The sequence below is a fragment of the Streptomyces asiaticus genome (genome assembly GCF_018138715.1).
Lineage (GTDB): Bacteria > Actinomycetota > Actinomycetes > Streptomycetales > Streptomycetaceae > Streptomyces > Streptomyces asiaticus.
Genome location: NZ_JAGSHX010000006.1, coordinates 4,271,653 through 4,285,833, shown reverse-complemented (window position 1 = coordinate 4,285,833; position 14,181 = coordinate 4,271,653). Strand labels below are relative to the sequence as shown.

The 14,181-nt window shown below is 71.4% G+C and carries 14 protein-coding genes; 8 read left to right on the top strand and 6 right to left on the bottom strand.

Annotated features, from left to right (window positions below; all coding sequences use genetic code 11):
• The first annotated feature begins 1 nt into the window (after position 1).
• Together KHP12_RS25380 and KHP12_RS25375 are read left to right on the top strand one after the other, a co-directional pair.
• On the top strand, positions 2-727 hold the full coding sequence (locus tag KHP12_RS25380) for a DedA family protein (protein WP_086883217.1): 726 nt from the start codon (positions 2-4) through the stop codon (positions 725-727).
• A 175-nt stretch (positions 728-902) separates the two neighbouring features.
• The gene (locus KHP12_RS25375) at positions 903-2,588 is read left to right on the top strand and encodes a threonine/serine exporter family protein (RefSeq protein WP_086883218.1); all 1,686 of its coding nucleotides are present in this window, start codon (positions 903-905) and stop codon (positions 2,586-2,588) included.
• A gap of 86 nt (positions 2,589-2,674) precedes the next feature.
• Here KHP12_RS25375 and KHP12_RS25370 read toward each other — a convergent pair whose 3' ends face one another.
• Positions 2,675-3,166 carry an inorganic diphosphatase gene (locus KHP12_RS25370; protein ID WP_014061662.1) on the bottom strand — a complete coding sequence of 164 codons (492 nt, stop codon included), beginning with the start codon at positions 3,164-3,166 and terminating at the stop codon, positions 2,675-2,677.
• Between the two features lie 86 nt (positions 3,167-3,252).
• Between KHP12_RS25370 and dacB the strand changes: the two genes are divergently transcribed.
• The 6 genes from dacB (at position 3,253) to folE (ending at position 11,047) form a co-directional block, all read left to right on the top strand.
• Positions 3,253-4,848 carry a D-alanyl-D-alanine carboxypeptidase/D-alanyl-D-alanine endopeptidase gene (gene dacB / locus KHP12_RS25365; protein WP_208653106.1) on the top strand — a complete coding sequence of 532 codons (1,596 nt, stop codon included), beginning with the start codon at positions 3,253-3,255 and terminating at the stop codon, positions 4,846-4,848.
• Positions 4,849-4,954: 106 nt separating this feature from the next.
• Positions 4,955-6,094: a zinc-dependent metalloprotease gene (locus tag KHP12_RS25360; protein ID WP_086883220.1), complete on the top strand. Its 1,140-nt coding sequence runs from the start codon at positions 4,955-4,957 to the stop codon at positions 6,092-6,094.
• 211 nt (positions 6,095-6,305) lie between these two features.
• A complete protein-coding gene (gene tilS / locus KHP12_RS25355; RefSeq protein WP_086883221.1) occupies positions 6,306-7,418 on the top strand; it encodes a tRNA lysidine(34) synthetase TilS in 1,113 nt (370 codons plus the stop codon).
• 60 nt (positions 7,419-7,478) lie between these two features.
• Entirely contained in the window at positions 7,479-8,018 is a 540-nt protein-coding gene (gene hpt, locus KHP12_RS25350; RefSeq protein WP_086883233.1) for a hypoxanthine phosphoribosyltransferase, read from the top strand.
• Positions 8,019-8,273: 255 nt separating this feature from the next.
• On the top strand, positions 8,274-10,316 hold the full coding sequence (gene ftsH / locus KHP12_RS25345) for an ATP-dependent zinc metalloprotease FtsH (protein WP_086883222.1): 2,043 nt from the start codon (positions 8,274-8,276) through the stop codon (positions 10,314-10,316).
• A 125-nt stretch (positions 10,317-10,441) separates the two neighbouring features.
• A complete protein-coding gene (gene folE / locus KHP12_RS25340; RefSeq protein WP_086883223.1) occupies positions 10,442-11,047 on the top strand; it encodes a GTP cyclohydrolase I FolE in 606 nt (201 codons plus the stop codon).
• A gap of 55 nt (positions 11,048-11,102) precedes the next feature.
• Here folE and KHP12_RS25335 read toward each other — a convergent pair whose 3' ends face one another.
• The 5 genes from KHP12_RS25335 to folP all read right to left on the bottom strand — a co-directional run bounded on the left by KHP12_RS25335 (position 11,103) and on the right by folP (position 14,176).
• Positions 11,103-11,600, bottom strand: a complete 498-nt coding sequence (locus KHP12_RS25335) for a DUF3180 domain-containing protein (RefSeq protein WP_086883224.1) — start codon at positions 11,598-11,600, stop codon at positions 11,103-11,105.
• A 62-nt stretch (positions 11,601-11,662) separates the two neighbouring features.
• Positions 11,663-12,256, bottom strand: a complete 594-nt coding sequence (folK, locus tag KHP12_RS25330; protein WP_037964703.1) for a 2-amino-4-hydroxy-6-hydroxymethyldihydropteridine diphosphokinase — start codon at positions 12,254-12,256, stop codon at positions 11,663-11,665.
• A complete protein-coding gene (gene folB, locus KHP12_RS25325) occupies positions 12,253-12,612 on the bottom strand; it encodes a dihydroneopterin aldolase (RefSeq protein WP_037964701.1) in 360 nt (119 codons plus the stop codon). Before folB ends, folK begins: the two co-directional genes overlap by 4 nt.
• Before the next feature lie 203 nt (positions 12,613-12,815).
• On the bottom strand, positions 12,816-13,301 hold the full coding sequence (locus tag KHP12_RS25320) for a nuclear transport factor 2 family protein (protein ID WP_037964699.1): 486 nt from the start codon (positions 13,299-13,301) through the stop codon (positions 12,816-12,818).
• A complete protein-coding gene (folP, locus tag KHP12_RS25315) occupies positions 13,298-14,176 on the bottom strand; it encodes a dihydropteroate synthase (protein WP_167442593.1) in 879 nt (292 codons plus the stop codon). Before folP ends, KHP12_RS25320 begins: the two co-directional genes overlap by 4 nt.
• Between the last annotated feature and the right edge of the window lie 5 nt (positions 14,177-14,181).

Genomic DNA, 14,181 nt, shown 5'->3' with positions numbered 1-14,181 from the left:
CGTGACCACCCTCGCGCTCGGCCCTCAGTGGCTGGACCCGGACTATCTGATCGAGACCTTCGGTCTGCTCGGCGTCCTGGCCATCGTTTTCGCGGAGTCCGGCCTGCTCATCGGCTTCTTCCTGCCGGGCGACTCGCTGCTGTTCACCACCGGTCTGCTGGTGACCACCGATGTGATCAAGCAGGATCTGTGGCTGGTGTGCGGGGCCGTGGCGGTCGCCGCGATCCTCGGTGACCAGGCCGGATATCTCTTCGGCCGCAAGGTGGGGCCGTCGCTCTTCCGGCGCCCCGACTCCAAGCTCTTCAAACAGGAGAACGTGGAGAAGGCGCATGAGTTCTTCGAGAAGCACGGGCCGAAGTCGCTGATCCTCGCGCGCTTCGTGCCCATCGTGCGGACGTTCACGCCGATCATCGCGGGCGTGAGCCGGATGAACTACCGCTCGTTCATCATCTTCAACGTCATCGGCGGTGTGCTGTGGGGCACCGGCGTCACGCTGCTCGGCTCGGCGCTCGGGAAGGTCGACTTCGTGCATCAGCACATCGAGCTGATTCTGATCGCGATCGTGCTGCTGTCGATCATCCCGATCGTGATCGAGTTCCTCCGGGCGCGCGGCAAGGCGAAGAAGGAGGCCGCCGCGCAGCCGGAGCCGCAGGGCCCGGCCGCAGGTTCCCCCTCCCAGGGGCCGCAGGGGCCGCAGGGGCCGCGCGGGCGCCACGCCAAGCGCTGAGCGGGCCTTTCACCGGGCTCCACATCCGTCACACACCGCCCCCCACCTCCCACTCGGCGGTCACCGCCCCGCACAATGGGCTCCGGTGGCCGCCGATGTTGCATCCTTGGCTGCTGGGAAACATACGGGGAGGGCTGGTGAGGAGCGAGGAGACGTGAGGTCGGACCGTCAGCAGATGCCGCGTGCCGTGAGCGCGGCGGAGACGGACACGGGGGAGCAGCAGAAGCCGCTGTCCGACGAGGCGCGCAGCGCCTTCACCCCGCCCCTGGGCGTACCCCTGCCGCCGCCGCCCGAGGACGAGCACCCGACATCGGAGTTCGCCGTCCCGGACGGGCTGACGGCGGAAGCCCCCACTGAGCCCGAGGGCTCGGCGTTCGTGCCGCCCGCCGGGGTGAAGACCCCCTCGAACAACCAGACCACCGGCGGCTTCCCCGTCATCACCCCGCCGAACGGCATCCCCATCGTCCGGCTGACCAAGGACGCCCCCTGGCAGGACCGGATGCGCACGATGCTGCGCATGCCGATCAGCGAGCGCCCGACGCCCGAGCGCGTCGAGCGGCAGGACGACACGGGCCCGGCCGTGCCGCGTGTGCTCGACCTCACTCTCCGCATCGCCGAGCTGCTGCTCGCGGGCGGTGAGGGGGCCGAGGACGTCGAGGCGGCGATGCTCGGCGTGGCGCACGCGTACGGGCTCGACCGCTGCGAGCCGACCGTCACCTTCACCCTGCTGTCGGTCAGCTACCAGCCCTCGCTGGTGGACGACCCGGTCACCGCCAGCCGGACCGTGCGGCGCCGGGGCACCGACTACACCCGGCTGTCCGCGGTCTTCCGGCTCGTGGACGACATCACCTCGCGGGACGACTTCACGCTGGAGGAGGCGTACCGGCGGCTCGCCGAGATACGCCGTAACCGCCACCCCTACCCCGGCTGGGCGCTCACCGTGGCCGGTGGCGGGCTGGCCGGCGCGGCGAGCATGCTGGTCGGCGGTGACTGGCCGGTCTTCTTCGCGGCGGCCCTCGGCGCGATGCTCGGCGACCGGCTGGCGTGGCTGGCCTCGGGGCGCGGGCTTCCGGAGTTCTACCAGTTCGTGGCCGCGGCGATGCCGCCCGCCGCGATCGGGGTGGCGCTCAGCCTCGCCAACTCCGGGCTCCAGGCGTCCGCCGTGATCACCGGTGGGCTGTTCGCGCTGATCCCGGGGCGGGCGCTGGTCGCGGGCGTCCAGGACGGGCTGACCGGCTACTACATCACCGCGGCGGCGCGCCTGCTGGAGGTCGGCTATCTGATCGTCGGCATCGTCTGCGGGGTGCTCACGGTGCTCTACGGGGGTCTCCAGCTCGACGCCAAGCTCAACCCGGAGGCGGCGCTGCGCCATGTGGAGCGGCCGTACATCCAGATCCTGGCGGCGATGCTGCTCGCGCTGACCTTCTGCATCCTGCTCCAGCAGGAACGTCACACCGTGCTGTTCGCCACGCTCAACGGCGGGGTCGCCTGGGTGGTCTACGGCGCGCTGGCCGACACCGCGCGCGTCCCGCCGGTGGCCGCCACGACCGTGGCCGCCGGGCTGGTCGGCCTCTTCGGCCAGCTGCTCTCGCGGTACAGATACGCCTCGGCGCTGCCGTACGTCACGGCGGCGATAGGGCCACTGCTGCCCGGTAGCGCGACCTACTTCGGGCTGCTCGCGCTGGCCCAGGGCAACCTGGACCGCGGCATTCCGCACCTCACCCAGGCGGCGGCACTGGCCCTGGCGATCGCCATAGGGGTGAACCTGGGAGGCGAGGCCGCGCGCCTCTTCCTGAAGATGCCCGGCGCGGACACCGACCCCTCCGGCCGCCGCGCCGCCAAGCGCACGCGGGGCTTCTGACCGGGTCCGGAAACGCGGGAGGGCGGGGCACCCGTACGGTGCCCCGCCCTCCCGGCGTGGATCTATCGCTGTCTACCGCTCAGGACTCAGTGGCCGCCGGCGGCCTCGAGACGCTTGATGGACGCCTCCACCTCGGCCTCGGCCTCGGCGCGGCCCACCCAGTTGGCCCCCTCGACCGACTTCCCCGGCTCCAGGTCCTTGTAGACCTCGAAGAAGTGCTGGATTTCCAGGCGATCGAACTCTGAAACGTGGTGAATATCACGCAGATGCTCCACCCGGGGGTCGGAGGCCGGTACGCAAAGCAGCTTGTCATCGCCGCCCGCCTCGTCGGTCATCCTGAACATGCCGATGGCGCGGCACTTGATCAGGCAGCCGGGGAACGTCGGCTCGTCGAGAATGACCAGTGCGTCCAGCGGATCACCGTCCTCGCCGAGGGTGTTCTCGACGAAGCCGTAGTCCGCGGGGTAGCTGGTCGACGTGAAGAGTCGCCGGTCAAGGCGGATGCGACCCGTCTCGTGGTCCACCTCGTACTTGTTCCGCGAACCCTTCGGGATCTCGATGGTGACGTCGAACTCCACGGGTGGCTCCTCCATGATCAACACATACGTCTGGTGATTAAGTGTCCCCCACGCAGGTGTGTGGTGGCGAAAGGGGCTGGTCGGTCGTGCCTGAAGCCCGATCGTGGCAGGTCAGGGAGTGGCTGAGCCACCGGCTGAGCCGTGGGCGACGCGAGTTGGACCGGATGCGCGGGCGTGGGCTGCGCGAGTGGAACCGCGTGCGCGCCCGGGTCCGGCGCGAATGGCGTCATACGCCGCGGGAGCAGCGGCGGACGTGGCAGCTGGTGGCGGTCTCCGCCGCGACCGGCCTGGTCGTCGCCGTGGTGTCGGTGCTGCTGGCCGGGCCCTGGGACGGCGGCCGGCGGACGGCCGAACGCGCCCGCGCCACCGAGGACGGTGTCCCGGGCGAGCGGCACGGCGGCCCGGACCGCCCCGCGCCCAGCGCCGCGCCCGTCCTGGCGGCGCTCGGCACGCGGCCCGCGCCCCGGTCGCCGGACAGCGGCGGCGACGCCGTGCCGCCGCCCACCGGGGCGGGGCTCGCCGACACCCTCGAACCGCTGCTGAAGGACCCCGCGTTGGGCGGTGAGCGCTCGGTGGCGGTGATGGACGTGACCACCGGTCAGCAGGTGTTCGGCGCCAAGGCGGGCACGGCCATCGTCCCCGCCTCGACGATCAAGCTCGCGACCGGTGCCGCGGCCCTCTCCGCCCTCGGCCCGGAGCACCGCATCAGGACCAGCGTCGTGGCGGGCGCGGGCAAACACGACATCGTGCTCGTCGGCGGCGGCGACCCCACGCTCACCGCGCGGGCCGTCAAGGGGGACGACCACCCCGCCGCACTCCGCCAGTTGGCCGATGCCACCGCCCGCGCCCTGAAGAAGCGCGGTACCGGCCCCTACCGGCTCGGCTATGACACCTCCCTCTACTCCGGGCCGAAGCTCCACACCATCGGCCCCAACGAGAACCTCTCGCCCGTCGTCCCCCTGATGGCCGACGAGGGCCGTAAGGACGACAGCGACCACGGCCCGGCCCCGCGCGCCGAGGACCCGGCCGCCGACGCCGCCGGTGCCTTCGCCGCGATGCTGCGCGACCGCGGCGTCGAGGTGAAGGACGAGCCCCGGGCGGGCAAGGCCGCCAAGGGCGCCCGTACGGTGGCCTCCGTCCGCTCCCAGCCGCTGTCCTCGCTCGTCGAGCGGATGCTGACCACCAGCGACAACGACATCGCCGAGGCCCTGTCCCGGCAGACCGCCATCGCCGCGGGCGAGCCCGCCAGCTTCGAGGGCGGGGCGAAGGCCGTGACCCAGCGGCTGCGCAAGCTGGAGCTGCCGCTGGGCGGAGTCCGGATCGCGGACGGCAGCGGGCTCGACCGCGCCGACCACGTCTCCGCCGGGCTGCTCGCCCAGGTGCTGGTGCGCGCGGCCGACCGCGACCACCCCGAACTGCGGCCGCTGCTCACCGGGCTGCCGGTGGCCGGATTCACCGGCACCCTGCGCACCCGCTACGCCCAGGACGCGGTCGGCCGGGGCGTGGTCCGCGCCAAGACCGGCACCCTCACCGGGGTCAACAGCCTCGCGGGCTCGGTCGTGGACGCGGACGGCCGGCTGCTGGTCTTCGCGTACCTGACCAACGGCACCACCGACGCCACCGGCGCCCAGCGCGCCCTGGACCGGATGGCCTCGGCCCTCGCCAACTGCGGCTGCCGCTGAAACCGCGGCCGCCGCCGAGCGGAGGGAGTGCCCCGGACGCGGGGCGGCCGCCTGTGCGGACCCCGGTGTCCTCCCGGATGGGGCGCGGGCCACGTACCGTGAAGCCATGACGAGCATCGGTGGTGTGGAGATGGTCGACTGGAACCTCGCGGTCGCGACCGCGACCCGGCTGGTGCGCCCAGGGCCCGAGGTGAGCCGCGAGGAGGCGCGCTCGGTCGTCGCGGAGCTGCGTCGGCACGCCAAGTCCTCGGAGGAGCACGTCCGCGCCTTCACCCGGATGGCTGTCTCCGTCGGCCCGGCCTTGGACACCCCCGTCCTCGTCGTGGACCGCGCGGGCTGGATCAGGGCGAACGTGGCGGGCTTCCGGCAGATCCTCAAACCGCTGCTCGGCAAGATGCAGGACCGGCGCGGCGGACTGCCCGGTGGGGCGGTGCTGGGCGCGGTCGGCGGCAAGGTGACCGGCGTCGAGCTGGGGATGCTGCTGTCCTTCCTGGCCTCCCGGGTGCTCGGCCAGTACGAGACCTTCGCGCCCTCGACCCGTGAGCTGCCCGGCTCCCCGGGCGGCGGCCGGCTGCTGCTGGTGGCTCCCAACATCGTCCATGTCGAGCGCGAACTCGACGTGGCCCCGCACGACTTCCGGCTGTGGGTCGCGCTGCACGAGGAGACCCACCGCACCCAGTTCACCGCCGTGCCCTGGCTGCGCGACCACATCGAGTCCGAGATCCAGGCGTTCCTCGGCGAGACCGACGTGGACCCGGCCACCCTGCTGGAGCGGGTCCGCGAGGCCTTCCAGTCGCTGAGCGGCGGCCGTCCCGCCGAGGAGGGGGACGAGCCGGACGGGCACGGCGCGCCCAGCATCATCGAGCTCGTCCAGACCCCGGCCCAGCGGGAGATCCTGGCCCGGCTGACCGCGGTGATGTCGCTGCTGGAGGGGCACGCCGACTACGTCATGGACGGGGTGGGGCCGGAGGTCGTGCCGTCCGTCGCGGAGATCCGGGAGAAGTTCCAGAAGCGCCGGGCGAGCGGCGCGGGCCGGCTCGACCAGGCGCTGCGCAAGCTGCTGGGGCTCGACGCCAAGCTGCGGCAGTACCGTGACGGGGAGCGGTTCGTGCGGGCCGTGGTGAACCAGGTGGGCATGGACGGCTTCAACCGGGTCTGGACCTCGCCCAACACCCTTCCGACCAAGGCGGAGATCAGCAAACCCGCCGAGTGGGTCGCGCGGGTGCACCGCAAGGCGGAGTCCTAGAACCGGCACACCCCCGGCACACGCGAAAACGGACGAACGCCCCCTTTAATCACTCGTCCGAGGGACCGTTGGCGACGGGTAGGCGTGCGATGCTCGGGGAACAGCTCGCTTCTGTCACCATCGACATACGCAGCGTGACGAAAGGCTCGTACCGCTCGTACTCCTCGTACCCCCCCGAGGCACCCCCTCGAATGACAGATGGGAAACGGACATGGGTCCCCATCCAGCGGTCGCCGCGATACGCCTCGCGGTCCGCCGCGTGCTCCACGACATCCTCGTCGCCCATTCGGCCGCGCCCTCGGCCGCCTCGTCGCCCTCCGCTCCGCCCTCCCTCTCCTCGGCGTCCGCCGCCCCCGGCCCCCGTGGCTCCGCCGCGCCGGACGACGCACCGCTCGTGCTCGCCGCCTGCTCGGGCGGCGCCGACTCCATGGCACTCGCCTCCGCGCTCGCTTTCGAGGCCCCGCGGGCCGGGGTGCGCGCCGGCGGGGTCACCGTCGACCACGGTCTCCAGCAGGGGTCCGACGCCCGCGCCGCCGAGGTCACCGACCGGATGCGGGCCCTGGGCCTGGCGCCGGTCGAGGCGATCGCCGTGTCCGTAGGCCGGGGCGGCGGACCCGAGGCCGCCGCCCGGGACGCCCGTTACGCCGCGCTGGACGCCGCCGCCGAGCGCCACGGCGCCGCCGCCGTGCTGCTCGGCCACACCCGTGACGACCAGGCCGAGACGGTTCTGCTGGGCCTCGCCCGCGGCTCCGGCACCCGCTCGCTGTCCGGTATGGCCTGGGTCTCCGGCGCCGGCGGCCGCTACCGCCGCCCGTTCCTCCAGCTGGACCGGCACACCGTCCGCGAGGCGTGCCTGGCCCAGTCGCTGCCCGTCTGGGACGACCCGCACAACGTGGACCCCTCCTACACCCGCTCCCGGGTCCGCCACGAGGCCCTGCCCATCCTGGAGAAGGCGCTGGGCAAGGGCGTCGTCGAGGCGCTCGCCCGCACCGCCCAGCTCTCCCGTGACGACGCCGACGCCCTCGACGCCTGGGCCGCCCGCGCCGAGGCCGATGTGATGACCACCGCACCGGCGGCGGCCGGTGGCGCGCAGGCCGTGCACCTCGACACCGTCGGACTGCACGGTTTGCCCACCGCCGTCCGCCGCCGGGTGCTGCGCCGGGCGGCCATCGCCGCGGGTGCGCCCGCCGGTTCGCTCTTCGCCCGCCACATCGAAGAGGTGGACCGGCTGATCACCGGCTGGCGGGGGCAGCGGGCCATCAACCTCCCCGGCCGCGTCGAGGTCCGCCGGGAGGGTGGCAGACTGGTCATCCGGCAGGGCTGATCCGCCCGAGCCAGTTGAGCCGGTAGTCGAACGAGAGTGGCGCGGGTGGACGACAAGGACATGGGCACCGACCTCAAGTCGGTCCTCATCACCGAGCAAGAGATCAACGCGAAGCTGGCCGAGCTGGCCGCCGCCATCGATGAGGAGTACGCGGACAAGGATCTGCTGATCGTCGGCGTGCTCAAGGGCGCGGTCATGGTGATGGCGGATCTGGCGCGTGCCCTCTCCACGCCGGTCACCATGGACTGGATGGCCGTGTCGTCCTACGGCGCGGGCACCCAGTCCTCTGGCGTGGTGCGTATCCTGAAGGACTTGGACACCGACATCAAGGGCAAACACGTCCTGATCGTCGAGGACATCATCGACTCCGGACTGACGCTGTCGTGGCTGCTGTCGAACCTGGGCTCGCGCGAGCCGGCCTCGCTGAACGTCTGCACCCTGCTGCGCAAGCCGGAGGCGGCCAAGGTCGCCATCGATGTGAAGTGGGTCGGCTTCGACATCCCCAGTGAGTTCGTCGTCGGCTACGGCCTGGACTACGCCGAGAAGTACCGGAACCTTCGGTTCGTCGGCACCCTGGCACCTCACGTCTACGGCGGCTGACGGGCGCCGCCGGCCCCTGGGAACCTGGCGGGGTTTTCCGCCGTTGGAGCAGGGGAAGGCGGTTTTGTTAACAGTCCACGGCGGCGTCGGGTGACAATGCTGGGGTACCGTCCGAAGGTCAGTCTTTTTCGAGACTGAGGATTACACAGCTCATACACCGCAAATACACCGCAATACACCGCACGCACAGGCGCCCCTCCAGGGCTGCCGTGCCTCACTGTGGCAGGAGGGACGGGGCGGCTTCGCCCCGTATGGATGGACGTGAAGCGCTACTTCCGTGGGCCGGTCATGTGGATCGTGCTGGCCGTCCTCGCCGTGGTCGTGTTGATGCAGGTCGTCGGCTCGTCCGGCGGCTACAAGTCGGTGGACACCAGTCAGGTCGTCAAGGCGATCAACCAGAACCAGGTCCAGTCCGCCGAACTGACGACCGGCGACGAGCACAAGGTAAAGATCGAGCTCAAGGACAACGTCGCCAAGATCTCGGGAAGCAACAAGCTCCAGGCCACCTACATCGGTGACCAGGGCGTTGATCTCGCCAAGACTCTGCAGGCCAACGCTCAGAAGCCCAATGGGATCCCCGACGGGTACAACGTCTCGACGTCGAAGCAGAACCCCTTCGTCGGGATTCTGCTCTCGCTGCTCCCGTTCGTGCTGATCGTCGTGGTCTTCCTGTTCCTGATGAACCAGATGCAGGGCGGCGGCTCCCGGGTGATGAACTTCGGGAAGTCGAAGGCCAAGCTCATCACCAAGGACACGCCGAAGACGACCTTCACCGATGTGGCGGGGGCCGACGAGGCGGTCGAGGAGCTCCAGGAGATCAAGGAGTTCCTCCAGGAGCCGGCGAAGTTCCAGGCCGTGGGCGCCAAGATCCCCAAGGGTGTGCTGCTCTACGGCCCGCCCGGTACGGGTAAGACGCTGCTCGCGCGTGCCGTCGCGGGCGAGGCGGGTGTCCCCTTCTACTCGATCTCCGGCTCCGACTTCGTCGAGATGTTCGTGGGTGTGGGTGCCTCCCGGGTCCGCGACCTGTTCGAGCAGGCCAAGGCCAACGCCCCGGCCATCGTCTTCGTCGACGAGATCGACGCCGTCGGCCGGCACCGTGGTGCGGGCATGGGCGGCGGCCATGACGAGCGCGAGCAGACGCTGAACCAGCTGCTCGTCGAGATGGACGGCTTCGATGTGAAGGGCGGGGTCATCCTGATCGCCGCCACCAACCGGCCCGACATCCTCGACCCGGCGCTGCTGCGCCCGGGCCGCTTCGACCGGCAGATCGCCGTCGACCGCCCGGACATGCAGGGCCGGCTGGAGATCCTCAAGGTCCACCAGAAGGGCAAGCCGGTCGCCCCGGACGTCGACCTGTCGGCCGTCGCCCGTCGCACCCCCGGCTTCACCGGTGCCGATCTGTCGAACGTGCTGAACGAGGCCGCCCTGCTGACGGCCCGCAGCGACAAGAAGCTGATCGACAACCACTTCCTGGACGAGGCGATCGACCGAGTCGTGGCCGGTCCGCAGAAGCGGACCCGGATCATGAGCGACAAGGAGAAGAAGATCACCGCGTACCACGAGGGCGGTCACGCCCTGGTCGCGGCGGCGTCTCCGAACAGCGATCCGGTGCACAAGGTCACCATCCTCTCCAGAGGCCGGGCCCTGGGCTACACCATGGTCCTGCCCGACGAGGACAAGTACTCGACCACGCGCAACGAGATGCTGGACCAGCTCGCCTACATGATGGGCGGCCGGGCCGCGGAGGAGCTCGTCTTCCACGACCCGACCACGGGCGCGTCCAACGACATCGAGAAGGCCACCACCACGGCCCGCGCGATGGTCACGCAGTACGGCATGACCGAGCGGCTCGGCGCGATCAAGTTCGGCTCCGACAACTCCGAGCCGTTTCTCGGCCGTGAGATGGCTCACCAGCGCGACTACTCCGAAGAGGTCGCCGCGCTGGTGGACGAGGAGGTCAAGAAGCTCATCGAGGCCGCGCACAACGAGGCGTGGGAGATCCTCGTCGAGAACCGGGACGTCCTGGACAACCTGGTGCTGGCGCTGCTGGAGAAGGAGACGCTGAACAAGGAGGAGATCGCCGAGATCTTCGCCCCGATCGTGAAGCGTCCGGCCCGCCCGGCGTGGACCGGCTCCTCGCGGCGTACGCCCTCCACCCGCCCGCCGGTGCTCTCCCCGCGGGAGCTCGCCCCGGCGAACGGTGCCCAGCCCACCTCGGCGGCCTCGCTCACCAAGGCCACGGCGCCGGAGGACGGCGCCGAGCGGCCCGAGGAGTCGGACTCCGGCTCGGAGAGCTGATCCCGCCACCGGGGGCGGCTTCCGTCCCCGGTGGGCCCCGGAATGTATGCCGCGTCCATCAGGTTCTAGCCTGGTGGACGCGGCATTTTCGCGTTCGTGCGTGTATGTGAGGAACGAGGCAGTCCATGACCGACCCGGTGACGCTGGACGGCGAGAGCCCCATTGGCGTGTTCGACGAGAAGCGCGCCGAGAACGCGATCCGCGAGCTGCTGATCGCCGTTGGCGAGGACCCCGACCGGGAGGGGCTGCGCGAGACGCCGGGCCGGGTGGCCCGTGCGTACAAGGAGATCTTCGCGGGGCTGCACCAGGAGCCCGAGGACGTCCTGACCACCACCTTCGACCTGGGCCACGATGAGATGGTGCTGGTCAAGGACATCGAGGTGATGTCCTCCTGCGAGCACCACCTGGTGCCGTTCGTGGGCGTGGCCCATGTGGGCTATATCCCGTCCCACGACGGCAAGATCACCGGGCTGTCCAAGCTGGCCCGGCTGGTCGATGTCTACGCCCGCCGCCCCCAGGTCCAGGAGCGGCTGACCACCCAGATCGCCGACTCCCTGATGCGGATACTGGAACCGCGCGGGGTGATCGTGGTGGTCGAGTGCGAACACATGTGCATGACCATGCGCGGGGTGCGCAAGCCCGGCGCCAAGACTCTCACCTCGGCCGTCCGCGGCCAGCTGCGCGACCCGGCCACCCGGGCGGAGGCGATGAGCCTCATCATGGCCCGCTGAGCGGCTCCGCGCGGCTCAGCCGCGTACGACGGTGTGCTTCAGCCTCTCAGGCGCCTCAGGCGCGGGCCGCCGCGCTCGGGCCGTTCCCGTCGTTGTCGTCGTCCTCCGGGAGCTTGAGCACCCGCTCCAGGAAGAACGCGGCCGCCACCACTCCCGCGCCCGCCAGGACCGAGCCCCCGGCGTAGAGCGCCTGATCGCGGCGGGCGGGCACATCGAGCTGCTCCATGGCCAGGAAGACGCCCACCCCGCCGTACATCCCCGCGATCAGCGCCGCCACCAGCGCGCTGGCCTGCCCGAAGACCACCGCACGGGCGGCCACCATCGGGTCCACGCCCTTGGCGTCGGGCTGCCGCTCCCGCTGGGCGCGCAGCCGGGCCCGCAGCGACAGCGCGGTGGCGGCCAGCACGACCGCGATCAGGGCCAGCACGATCGGCGCGGCCACCGGGACGCTCGGCAGCGACCCGAAGGTGTCCCACAGCCGGGCGCCCGCCCACGACACCACACCGGCCACGGCGAACAGCCCGACCAGCACCCCGATCCGAAGTTGCTTCACCGAGCGGTCGCCCCTCAATCCAGTACGTGCCAGCGTCTCCCGGAACCTATCCGGATCAACGTCTACTCGGGCAGTCGCAGTTCCAGATCGACCCGGACCCGGACCCCGTCCTGGCCCACCGCCGCCAGCAGCCCCGCGACCGTCCCGCGCCCGGGTACCTCGGCCTGCGGATCCACGTCGTTCCACGGCACCAGGACGAAGGCGCGCTCATGGGCGCGCGGATGCGGCAGGGTCAGCTGCGGGTCGTCGGAGACCACGTCCTGGTACGCCACGATGTCCACGTCGATGGTGCGCGGGCCCCAGCGCTCGTCCCGCACCCGCTCGAACGCCTCCTCGATCGCGTGGCCGCGCTCCAGCAGCGAGGACGGCGGCAGCGTCGTCTTGATCAGCACCACCGCGTTGAAGTACGTGGCCTGGGTGCCGGGCTCCACGCCCCACGGATCGGTCTCGTACACCGGCGACACGGCCTTGACCCGCAGGCCCGGGGTGTCCTCCAGCGCGTCGATCGCGCCCTGGAGGGTCTCCAGGCGGTTGCCCAGGTTGCTGCCGAGCGAGATCACCGCCCGTTTGGGGTTGCTCAACGTCACATCGGCGGCGTCCACCTGCTCCACCACGGAGGTGGGAACGGGCTGCACGGTCGGGTCGCTGCTGCTCATACTCGGCTCCGGGTGATGGTGATGGTCACGTCGTCAAAGGGCACGGTGATCGGGGCCTGCGGCTTGTGCACCACGACTTCGACCTCCCGCACCACGTCGTGCTCGAGGCACCGGTCCGCGATCCGTTCGGCCAGCGTCTCGATCAGATCGACCGGCTCACCCCGAACCACCTCCACGACCTCCTCCGCCACCACGCCGTAGTGGACGGTCCTGCCGAGGTCGTCGTCGGCCGCGGCGGGACGAGTGTCCAGGCCGAGCACGAGGTCCACGACGAAGTCCTGGCCCTCCTCGCGCTCATGGGGCAGCACACCGTGGTGCCCGCGAGCCCTCAGGCCGCGCAGCGCGACACGATCCACCTGAACCACTCCTGCTGGTCGTCGGTACGCGGGCACGTCCCATCCGGAACGCACCACCCGTCCCCTGCCGTATGCGGGGGTACCTGCCTCGAATCTACCTGCGAGCTCCGGCGGCACTCGCCCATGGGGTGGGCGGCGCCGGCTGCCGACGCTCCGCGCCACAGCCTCCTACCCCCACCTCGCGCAGCTCGAACAGGGTGGGCTCAGCCCGGCAGCAGTCCGTCGTCGGCCGGGCCTTCGGGGCCGCCCGGCTCCTCGTCGTCGCTCTCCGCGAGCACCGGGGAGCCGTGGTGCGCCCAGACCTTCCAGCCGTCCTCCGTCCGGCGGAACACGTTCGTGGCCACGACCAGCTGGCCCACCAGCGGGCCGAGCTGGCCCTCCTCCTCCGCGGGGGCGCCGCTGAGGATGTTCTCGGTGCAGGTCACCATGGCGGTGTCGGCCATCACCGACACCTCGACATCCGTCAGGAAGAACTGGATGTAGTCCGTGTTGGCCATGATCAGCGCGTAGGAGCGGAGCACCTCGCCCCGGCCGCGCAGCACCGGCCAGCCCGGGTGGACACAGGACACCTCGGTGTCGGGGGAGTCCAGCCAGAGCCGCTGTAGCGTGGCGTGGTCGCCCTGCTCCATGGCGTCGTACAGCGCGGTGTTCACCAGCGCCACACGCTCGTTGTCCGTAAGGGAAGTCACAGCGCTCCCGCCGTGGTCTCGGCCGCTTCGATGGCCCGCGCCACGCGCACCGCGTCCGCGCTGGCCCGTACCTCGTGCACCCGGACGGCCCAGGCGCCCTCGCGCGCCGCGAGCGCGGTGACCGCCGCCGTGGCGGCGTCCCGCTCCCGGGCGGGCGGCGGGCTGCCCCCGTCACCGGCCAGGACGCGCCCCAGGAACCGCTTGCGGGAGGCCGCCACCAGCAGCGGCCGGCCCAGCTCCCGCAGCGCGGACAGATGGGCCACCAGCGCCAGGTCGTGCCCGGCGTCCTTGGCGAAGCCCAGCCCCGGGTCGACCACGATCCGCTCCGGGTCGACACCGCCCGCGACCGCCCGCTCCAGGCCGGTGCGCAGCTCGGTGACGACCTCGCCGACCACGTCCGCGTACACCGCCCGGTTGTTCATGTCGATCGACTGGCCGCGCCAGTGCATCACCACGAACGGCACCCCCGCCGCGGCCACCATGGGCACCATCGCGGGGTCGGCACCGCCGCCGCTGACATCGTTGACCAGCCGGGCCCCGGCTTCCACGGCCCGTTCGGCCACCGCGGCCCGCATGGTGTCCACGCTGATCACGGCCCCGGCCGCGGCCAGCTCCCGGACCACCGGGATCACCCGGCGCAGCTCCTCGGCCTCGTCGACGCGCGCCGCGCCGGGCCGGGTCGACTCGCCGCCGACGTCCACCAGGTCGGCCCCGGCGGCGACCAGATCGAGACCGTGCTTGACGGCCAGATCGGTGTCGAACCACTTCCCGCCGTCGGAGAAGGAGTCGGGCGTGACGTTCACCACGCCCATCACCGCGCACCGGTCCCACTCCGGCAGTCCGGCCACCCGGCCCCGCCCATGCAACGTGCTCATGTGCC